Source organism: Kineococcus gurbantunggutensis, assembly GCF_050871925.1.
In the GTDB taxonomy this organism is placed as follows: domain Bacteria; phylum Actinomycetota; class Actinomycetes; order Actinomycetales; family Kineococcaceae; genus Kineococcus.
In genome coordinates this window covers 24,330-33,078 of sequence record NZ_JBJLSG010000045.1, presented here as the reverse complement: position 1 = coordinate 33,078, position 8,749 = coordinate 24,330, and the positions used below count along the sequence as shown (strand labels likewise).

Below are 8,749 nucleotides of genomic sequence, written 5' to 3'. Positions count from 1 at the left end.
GGCGCCGGCTCACCGTCAGCGCGGCGGGGTGGTCCGCGCGCGGGCGCCCCGGGGGGCCCCCCCGCCCCGGCCCCCCCCCCCCCCCCCCCCCCCCCCCCCCCCCCCCCCCCCCCCCCCCGCCGCGCCGCCCGCGCAGGGCTTCGACGTGTGCGCCTCGGTGCCGGTGCTGGTCACCGGCGCCACCGGCGAGCAGCGCCTGGAGATCGAGGCGCCGGTGCGCCGGCACGTGGCCCTGTACCTGGGCGGCATGGGCTCGCGCTCGCAGAACTTCTACGCCGCCCTGGCCCGCCGCCTGGGCTTCTCCGACGCGGTGGACGAGGTGCAGGAGCACTTCCTGGCCGGCCGGCACCGCGAGGCCGCCGCCGCGGTGCCGGCCGGCTTCCTCGAGGCCACCTGCCTCGTCGGGCCCGCCGCCCACCTGCGCGCGCGCCTGGGCGACTACGCCCGCGCCGGCGTCACCACGCTGGCCCTGGCGCCGCTGGCCCCCGCCCTGCCCGAGCGCCTGGCGGCGGTGCGGGCGCTGGCGGCCTGAGCCCCGGTGCGCTGGACGCCGGCGGCCGCGACCGCGGCGGCCGGTCCCCTCAGCGCACCAGGCGCAGCACCAGCGGGTACCGGTAGGGGCGCCCGTTGTTCGCCGCGACGGCCCCCAGGACGCCGACGACGGTCGCGGCGATCAGGGCCAGCACCGGCAGCAGCAGCGAGACGCCGAACGTGGGGAAGAAGAGCAGGGCGGCCAGCACGCCCAGCACCAGCTCGTAGAGCACCAGCGAGATGCTCGCGTTGAGCGCCTCGGCGGCGTGCTCGCGCACGAACCGGCTGCGGTCCTTGAAGACCAGGAAGACCAGCAGCGGCGCGACGACGGGCAGGCTCACCCACACCAGCAGCGTGCCCACGTGCGCCAGCACGCTCCAGGTGCGCTCGTCCTGCACCGACACCGCCCCCGGCGGGACGTGCTGCGGCGGGTACGGCTGCTCGTACGGGTACGGCTGCTCGTGCGGGTGCTGCTGGCCCTGCGGGTACGGCTGCTGGGGGTACGGCTGCTGGGGGTACGGCTGCTGCCCGTACGGGTCCTGCGGGCCGTGGTCGGGCCGGGGTGGCTGGTGCGGGTCGCTCACGGCGTCCTCCGGGGCTGGGTGCGTGCTGCTGCCCGACGATCCTCGCGCGCCGGCCGGGGTCGCGTCGTCCTCCCGCGGGTGGTGCCGGTGCCGGGCCGGCTCCCCCCGCCGGGGGAGGGGCGCCTCAGCGGTCCGCCGCGTCCGCGGTGACGAAGTCCACCAGCTCCTCCACGCGCCCCAGCAGCGCCGGCTCCAGGTCGGCGTAGTTGCGCACGGTGCCCAGGATCCGCTTCCAGCCGTGCGCGACGTCGGCCTGCGTGGCGTGCGGCCAGCCCAGCTCGGCGAGCACGCCGTGCTTCCAGGACGTGCCGCGCGGGATGACCGGCCAGCGCTCCCACCCCAGCCGCTGCGGGCGCACCGCCTGCCAGACGTCGACGAAGGGGTGGCCCACGACCAGCACGTGCGGGTCGGCGCCCACGGCCGCCACGATCCGCGACTCCTTGGAGCCGGGCACGAGGTGGTCCACCAGCACGCCGACGCGCCGGCCGGGGCGCGGGCCGAAGGAGCGCACCGCGGCGGCGAGGTCGTCGACGCCGTCGAGCATCTCCACCACGACGCCCTCCACGCGCAGGTCGTCGCCCCACACCCTCTCGACCAGCTCCGCGTCGTGGCGGCCCTCCACGAGGATGCGCGAGGCGCGCGCGGTGCGGGCCGCGGCGCCGGGCACCGCCACCGAGCCGCTGGCGGTGCGGGTGGGCGCCGCCGGGGCGGCCGGGCCCCTCGGGGCGACCAGCCGCACCGGCTGCCCGTCGATCCAGAAGCCGGGCCCGAGCGGGAAGGTGCGGGTGCGCCCGCGCGCGTCCTCCAGGACGACGACGTGCACGCCGCCGCTCTTCTCCACGCGCACCACCGCGCCGACCCAGCCGGTCTCCACGTCCTCCACGACGAGCCCGCGCACGGCGGGCTCCTCGCGGTGCGCCGGCCGCCGCGGGTGCGGGTCCGCGGCGAGCACGTCGGCGCCGTAGCGGTCGGTGGACGGGTGCCTGGGGCTCACCCGCGGCACGCTAACGAGGGCGCCGCGCCTCGCGGTGGAGGCGCGCTGGCCTAGACTTGGCACTCTGGCGACCTGAGTGCCAGCGGGGCGGCCGCCCCGGGACGCGTCGAGCGGGGGGTGTGGGGTGAGCGACGACCGCAGGCTCGCCGTGCTGCGCGCCATCGTCGAGGACTACGTGTCGACCCACGAGCCGGTGGGCTCCAAGGCGCTCGTGGAGCGCCACCGCCTGGGCGTCTCGCCGGCGACGATCCGCAACGACATGGCGGTGCTGGAGGAGGAGGGGTACATCACCCAGCCGCACACCAGCGCCGGGCGCATCCCCACCGACAAGGGCTACCGCCTCTTCGTGGACCGCCTGGCCAGCGTCAAGCCCATGACGCCGGCCGAGCGCCGCGCCATCCAGACCTTCCTCGAGGGCGCCGTCGACCTCGACGACGTCGTGGACCGCACGGTGCGGCTGCTGGCGCAGATCACCCGCCAGGCCGCCGTCGTGCAGTACCCCTCCCTCTCGCGCGCCGCGGTGCGGCACGTGGAGGTCGTGCCCGTGGGCGGGCGCAGCGCCCTGCTGGTGCTCATCACCGACACCGGCCGGGTGGAGCAGCGCGTGGTGCAGGTGCGCTCGGCCACCGACGCGGAGTCCCTGCCCGGCGCGCTGGCCGCGCTGCGCGACCGCGTCAACGCCGCCGTGGCCGGCAAGCGCCTGAAGGAGGCCCGCGAGCAGCTGCCCGTGCTGGTCGGCTCCAGCCCGCCCGCGGAGGCGGCCGTGGCCGCCGAGGTCCTCGCCGCGCTGGGCGACTGCCTGGCCGCGGGCCTGGAGGAGCGCGTGGTCATCGCCGGCACCGCCAACCTGGTGCGCTCCGGCGCGGACCTGTCCGCCAGCCTGGGCAGCGTGCTGGAGGCGCTGGAGGAGCACGTCGTGCTGCTGCGGCTGGTGCAGGAGATGGCCGAGGAGTCCGGCGAGCGCGGCGAGCGCGGCGCGCTCACCGTGCGCATCGGCGCGGAGAACCTCCACCTCGGCCTGCCCGAGACGTCCGTGGTGAGCAGCGGCTACGGCGAGGGCGAGGTGCTGGCCCGCCTCGGCGTGCTGGGGCCCACCCGCATGGACTACCCGACCACGATGGCGGCGGTGCGCGCGGTCTCGCGCTACGTGTCCCGCATCCTGTCCCAGTGACCCGACCGACCACCCGACCGACGGGAGACCTGAGCACCCCGTGAGCGACTACTACGACGTCCTCGGCGTCAACAGGGACGCCTCGGCGGAGGAGATCAAGCGCGCCTACCGCAAGCTGGCGCGCAAGCTCCACCCCGACGTCACCTCCGACCCCGACGCGGGGGACAAGTTCAAGGAGGTCTCCCAGGCGTACGAGACGCTGTCCAACCCGGACAAGCGCGCCCAGTACGACCGCGGGGGCTCTCCCGGGGCGGCCGGCGGCTTCGGCCAGGGCTTCGGCTTCTCCGACATCATGGACGCGTTCTTCGGGCAGAGCGGCGCCCCCAGCGGCCGCGGCCCGGTCAGCCGCACCCAGCGCGGCCAGGACGCCCTCATCCGCGTGGACGTCGACCTCGCCGAGGCCGCCTTCGGCGGCGAGCGGCAGATCCAGGTGGACACCGCGGTGCTGTGCCCGACGTGCAAGGGCACCTGCTGCCAGCCCGGCACCCAGCCGGAGACCTGCGACATCTGCGGCGGGCAGGGCTCGGTGCAGCGCGTGGTGCGCTCGCTGCTCGGGCAGGTCATGACGAGCCAGCCGTGCCCGACGTGCCGCGGCTTCGGCACGGTGCTGCCCTCGCCGTGCCTGGAGTGCTCCGGCGAGGGCCGGGTGCGCGCGCGCCGGCCGCTGACCATCCGCGTGCCCGCCGGCGTGGACACCGGCACCCGCATCCAGCTCGCCGCGCAGGGCGAGGTGGGCACCGCCGGCGGCCCGCCCGGCGACCTGTACGTGGAGATCCACGAGCGCCCGCACCCGGTCTTCACCCGCCGCGGCGACGACCTGCTGTGCACGCTGGAGGTCCCCATGACGGCCGCCGCGCTGGGCGCGACGATCCCGCTGGAGACCCTCGACGGCACCGAGGACGTCGACGTGCGCCCCGGCGCGCAGGGCGGCGAGGTCGTCACCCTGAAGCAGAAGGGCGCCGAGCACCTGCGCTCCACCGGCCGCGGCGACCTGCTCGTCACCCTGGAGGTCAGCACCCCGCGCGACCTCGACGACGAGCAGGAGGAGCTGCTGCGCCGCCTGGCGGAGCTGCGCGGGGAGGTGCGCCCGGCGGGCAAGCTGGCCCCGGCCCACCAGGGCGTCTTCTCCAAGCTGCGCGGGCGCTTCGGCAACCGCTGAGCGCGGGCGCGGCGGGGGCCCCGGGGTCCCCGCCGCGCCTCGGTGCCTCGGTGCCTCGGTGCCTCGGTGCCTCGGTGCCTCGGTGCCTCGGTGCCTCGGTGCCTCGGCGCCTCGGCGCCTCGGCGCCTCGGTGCCTCGGCGCCTCGGTGCCTCGGCGCCTCGGCGCCTCAGCGCCTCAGCGCACGGTGAAGGTCTTCGTGTCGCCCGCCGGCTGCTCGCCGGCCGCGCCGCCGGACTCGTCCGGGCGCTCCACCAGCACCGTGTACTCGCCCGCCGGCAGCGGGACCGTCACCGAGAACTCCGCGAACGCGCCGTTGGCGCCGGCCTGCGCCGGGCCGCGGGTCACCTCCGCCCCCGAGGCGTCGGTGACGGTGTAGAGCAGCGTGCCCTCGAAGGCCGAGCCGACGCCGGCCACGACCACCTGCCCGGGGGTGCCGGTGTCCACCGACGTGATCCACGCCGGGGCCTGCACCTCCGCCTGCGGGGCGCGCGAGACGGTGGCGGGCACCGCGTACCCGAAGAGCACCGGCTCGGCCCGGCCGTCCTCGCGGACCTCCACGGGCACGTCCTCGCCCGCGGCGGCCGTCACGGTGTGGACGAGCTGCTGCACGGCCGCGGCGGCCCGCGCCGGGTCCAGCGAGCCCGGCGCCGCGCCGGCGGGCAGGTCCACCACGAGGCGGTCGGCCTCGCGCGTGACGCCGCCGCCGGTGACCGGCGCCCAGGGGGAGTCGTAGTCCGGGTCGGACGGCTCGCCCGCGAGCATCGCGGCCAGCGCCCGGTCGGCGTCGTCGCCCTCGCCGCCCGCGCGCACGAACTCGCGGAACAGCGAGGAGCGCGCCCCGCCCAGCCAGTACACCGGCACGCTCGCCGAGCCCGTCGGCAGCGGCAGGCCCGCGGCGCTCGTGCCCGGGGCCGCCGCGTCGGGGCTGGCCGGAGCCGTCGCCGGCGCCGTGGCGCTGCTCGCGCCGGTGGGCGTCGCGCTCGGCCGCGGCGCCGCGGCCGTCGTGCTCGCCCGCTCCGCGGCGGGGGCCGGTGCCGGGGCCGCCGGGGCGGTGGAGCTGCTCGCGGCGGCCGGGGAGGTCGGCGAGGACGCGACCGTGCGCACCGCCTCGCCGTCGCGCCCGGCGAGGGCGTAGGCGCTGCCGCCCACGACCACCACGGCGGCGGTGGTGGCGACGGCGGTCCAGGCGCGGGTGGCGCGGCGGCGGGCGGTGGTGCTCATGCGGATCTCCTCCAGGCGGTCGGCGGGCTGCGTGGCGTCGGCGCGGGCGGCCAGGGCGTCGCGCAGCGCGCGCGCCAGCGGGTCGGCGGCGGGGTCCGGCAGCGGGCCGGCGTCCACCGGCCCGCCGCCGCGGGGGTCGGTCCCGCGCGGGTCCCCGTCGCGGGGGTCGCGCTCGTCGTCGTGGTTCACGGGGTCTCCTCCTGGCGGGCCAGACCGGCGCGCAGGGCCGCCAGCCCCCGGTGCGCGTGCGTCTTGACGGCCCCGCGGCTGATGCCCAGGGCCTCGGCGATGCCCTGCTCGGACATCTCCGCGGAGTAGCGCAGCACCAGGACCTCGCGCTGCCGCGCCGGCAGCGCGTCCAGCGCGGCCAGGACCGAGCGGTGCTCCGCCGAGCGCACCGCCCGCTCCTCCGGGCCCTCCGGGGCCGGGTCGGGCAGCGGGCGCCTGCGGTCGGTGACCGCGCGGTGGCGCAGCACGTCGCGCGCGCCGTTGACCACCGCCTGCCGCAGGTACGCCACCGCCGAGGCGCGGTCGTCCAGGCGCCGCCAGCGGCGGTGCAGCGCCACGAAGGCCTCCTGCACGACCTCCTCGGCGGTGGAGGTCTCCCCGGTGAACTCCGCGGCCAGGCCCACCAGGCGGCGCCAGTGCGCGGCGTACAGGACCGTCACGGCCGTGTCGGCGTCCCACCCGCGCGGGTCCCCGGGGTCGTCCGCGAGCGCGCCGGCGCCCGCGCCGGCACCGGCGCCCACCGCGCCGGGGGCGCGCTCGACCCGCCGGTCAGCCACGGCGCGCCGCGCACTGAGCATCTCCACACGAGTACGACGAGCGAGCGGCGGTCACGGTTGACATCCAAGCGGAGCGGATCCGCCGCGCCGGGCAGGAGGGCGGGCGGCGGGCCGCGCGGGTACGGTTCGCGCATGAGCGGCAGCCGCAACGGACGAGCCCCCGCCGACCTCTTCCTGAGGATCGTCTCCGGGGAGCTGCCCGCGACGATCGTGCACTCCGACGACCTCGTCGTCGCCTTCGAGGACGCCGACCCCCAGGCGCCCGTGCACGTCCTCGTCGTCCCGCGCGAGCGGCACGAGACGGTCGCCGAGCTCGCCGCCGCGGCCCCGGCCACCCTGGCGCGGCTCGTCGAGGTCGCCCAGCGGGTGGCCGACGAGCGCTGCGGCGGGCACTTCCGGCTCGTCTTCAACACCGGTGAGGACGTGGGGCAGTCGGTGCCCCACGTCCACGGCCACGTCCTCGGGGGCCGGGGCTTCACCTGGCCGCCCGGCTGATCCCAGGGTTGGATGGTGCGGCATGTGCGGCTTGTGCGGTGAGATCACGTTCGACGGTCGGCCTGCGGACATCGGCGCTGTCCAGCGGATGTCCCAGCCGCTGGCGCCCCGCGGCCCCGACGGCGAGGGGTACTGGGCGCAGGGCCGGGTCGCCTTCGGGCACCGCCGGCTGTCCGTCATCGACCTGTCCGCCTGCGGCTCGCAGCCCATGGTCGACCCCGAGCTGGGCCTGCACGCCGTCTTCAACGGCTGCGTCTACAACTACAAGGAGCTGCGCGAGGAGCTGACCGGGCACGGCTACCGGTTCAGCTCCACCTCCGACACGGAGGTGATCCTCAAGGGCTACCACCGGTGGGGCACCGACGTGGTGGACCACCTCAAGGGGATGTTCGCCGTCGTCCTGCACGAGCGGGACTCCGGGCGCGTGGTGCTCATGCGCGACCGCCTGGGCATCAAGCCGCTGTACCTGGCCGAGACGCCCGGGCGGCTGCGCTTCGCCTCCTCGCTGCCGGCGCTGCTGGCCGCCGGCGACGTCGACACCACCATCGACCCCGTCGCCCTGCACCACTACCTCACCTGGCACGCCGTCGTGCCCGCCCCGCTGACGATCCTCAAGGGCGTGCGCAAGCTGCCCCCGGCGACCGTGCGGGTCGTCGAGGCCGACGGCACCAGCCGCGAGCACCGCTACTGGAACGCCGCCCACGTGCGCCGCGAGCAGTACGCCGGGTTCTCCGGCGAGGACTGGGAGGACGCGGTCCTGGACTCCCTGCGCGCCGCGGTGCGCCGGCGCACCGTCGCCGACGTGCCCGTCGGGGTGCTGCTCTCCGGCGGGCTGGACTCCAGCCTCATCACCGGCCTGCTCGCCGAGGCCGGGCAGAGCGACCTGGCGACCTACTCCATCGGGTTCGAGTCCGTGGGCGGGCGCGAGGGCGACGAGTTCGCCTACTCCGACGTCATCGCGCAGCGGTACGCCACGAACCACCACCGCATCCGCGTCACCGGCGACGAGCTCGTCGGCGCCCTGGGCCACGCCGTGGGCGCCATGCACGAGCCGATGGTCAGCCACGACGTCGTCGCCTTCGACCTGCTCAGCCAGCAGGTCTCGCAGTCCATCCGCGTCGTGCAGTCCGGCCAGGGCGCCGACGAGGTCTTCGGCGGCTACCACTGGTACCCGCCGCTGGCCGGGCTGACCCCCGAGCAGGGCGTCTCCGCGTACGCCAAGGCGTTCTTCGACCGCGACCACGCGCAGATGGCCCAGGTGCTGCAGCCGCAGTGGATGCTCGAGCAGGACCCCTCGCTGGACCTCGTGCGCCGGCACTTCACCGCGCCCGGCGCCGAGACCGCCGTGGACGCCGCGCTGCGCCTGGACACCGAGGTCATGCTCGTCGACGACCCCGTCAAGCGCGTGGACAACACCACCATGGCCTGGGGCCTGGAGGCGCGCGTGCCGTTCCTCGACCACGAGCTCGTCGAGCTGGCCGCCGCGATCCCGCCCGAGCTGCACCTGTCCGAGGGCGGCAAGGGCGTGCTCAAGCGCGTGGGGCGCAAGGTCATCCCCGCCGAGGTCATCGACCGCCCCAAGGGCTACTTCCCGGTGCCGGCCATCACGCACCTGGAGGGCAAGGTCCTCGGCCTGGTCAAGGACGCCCTGTCCAGCGAGGCCGCCCGCCGGCGCGGGCTGTTCCGCCCCGAGTACGTCTCCGAGCTGGTGCGCGACCCCAACGCCGAGCTGACCCCCCTGCGCGGCAACAAGCTGTGGCAGCTGGGGCTGCTGGAGCTGTGGCTGCAGCAGCACGGGATCGACTGAG

The 8,749-nt window shown here is 76.9% G+C and carries 9 protein-coding genes; 5 read left to right on the top strand and 4 right to left on the bottom strand.

The features are described from left to right. Positions 1-28 precede the first annotated feature (28 nt). Positions 29-532 carry an LLM class flavin-dependent oxidoreductase gene (locus ACRYR7_RS10875; protein ID WP_432572109.1) on the top strand — a complete coding sequence of 168 codons (504 nt, stop codon included), beginning with the start codon at positions 29-31 and terminating at the stop codon, positions 530-532. Positions 533-581: 49 nt separating this feature from the next. Here ACRYR7_RS10875 and ACRYR7_RS10870 read toward each other — a convergent pair whose 3' ends face one another. Both ACRYR7_RS10870 and ACRYR7_RS10865 read right to left on the bottom strand, forming a co-directional pair. Further along, on the bottom strand, positions 582-1,115 hold the full coding sequence (locus tag ACRYR7_RS10870; protein ID WP_432572105.1) for a DUF4870 domain-containing protein: 534 nt from the start codon (positions 1,113-1,115) through the stop codon (positions 582-584). 124 nt (positions 1,116-1,239) lie between these two features. Further along, positions 1,240-2,109: a DUF3097 family protein gene (locus ACRYR7_RS10865; RefSeq protein ID WP_432572104.1), complete on the bottom strand. Its 870-nt coding sequence runs from the start codon at positions 2,107-2,109 to the stop codon at positions 1,240-1,242. A gap of 124 nt (positions 2,110-2,233) precedes the next feature. On the opposite strand from ACRYR7_RS10865, the gene hrcA reads away from it, so the two are divergent. Together hrcA and dnaJ are read left to right on the top strand one after the other, a co-directional pair. Further along, a complete protein-coding gene (gene hrcA, locus ACRYR7_RS10860) occupies positions 2,234-3,280 on the top strand; it encodes a heat-inducible transcriptional repressor HrcA (protein WP_432572103.1) in 1,047 nt (348 codons plus the stop codon). 40 nt (positions 3,281-3,320) lie between these two features. Then, positions 3,321-4,439 carry a molecular chaperone DnaJ gene (gene dnaJ / locus ACRYR7_RS10855; RefSeq protein WP_432572102.1) on the top strand — a complete coding sequence of 373 codons (1,119 nt, stop codon included), beginning with the start codon at positions 3,321-3,323 and terminating at the stop codon, positions 4,437-4,439. A 175-nt stretch (positions 4,440-4,614) separates the two neighbouring features. Here dnaJ and ACRYR7_RS10850 read toward each other — a convergent pair whose 3' ends face one another. Together ACRYR7_RS10850 and ACRYR7_RS10845 are read right to left on the bottom strand one after the other, a co-directional pair. Beyond that, entirely contained in the window at positions 4,615-5,850 is a 1,236-nt protein-coding gene (locus ACRYR7_RS10850) for a Gmad2 immunoglobulin-like domain-containing protein (protein WP_432572101.1), read from the bottom strand. Next, positions 5,847-6,329, bottom strand: coding sequence for an RNA polymerase sigma factor (locus ACRYR7_RS10845; protein WP_432572108.1), 483 nt, complete (start codon positions 6,327-6,329; stop codon positions 5,847-5,849). The genes ACRYR7_RS10850 and ACRYR7_RS10845 overlap by 4 nt, the downstream gene beginning before the upstream one ends. 249 nt (positions 6,330-6,578) lie before the next feature. Between ACRYR7_RS10845 and ACRYR7_RS10840 the strand changes: the two genes are divergently transcribed. Beyond that, positions 6,579-6,941, top strand: a complete 363-nt coding sequence (locus ACRYR7_RS10840; protein ID WP_432572100.1) for an HIT domain-containing protein — start codon at positions 6,579-6,581, stop codon at positions 6,939-6,941. A gap of 22 nt (positions 6,942-6,963) precedes the next feature. Next, complete coding sequence (locus ACRYR7_RS10835) at positions 6,964-8,748, top strand: N-acetylglutaminylglutamine amidotransferase (RefSeq protein WP_432572099.1); 1,785 nt, start codon at positions 6,964-6,966, stop codon at positions 8,746-8,748. The last annotated feature ends 1 nt before the right edge of the window (position 8,749 follow it).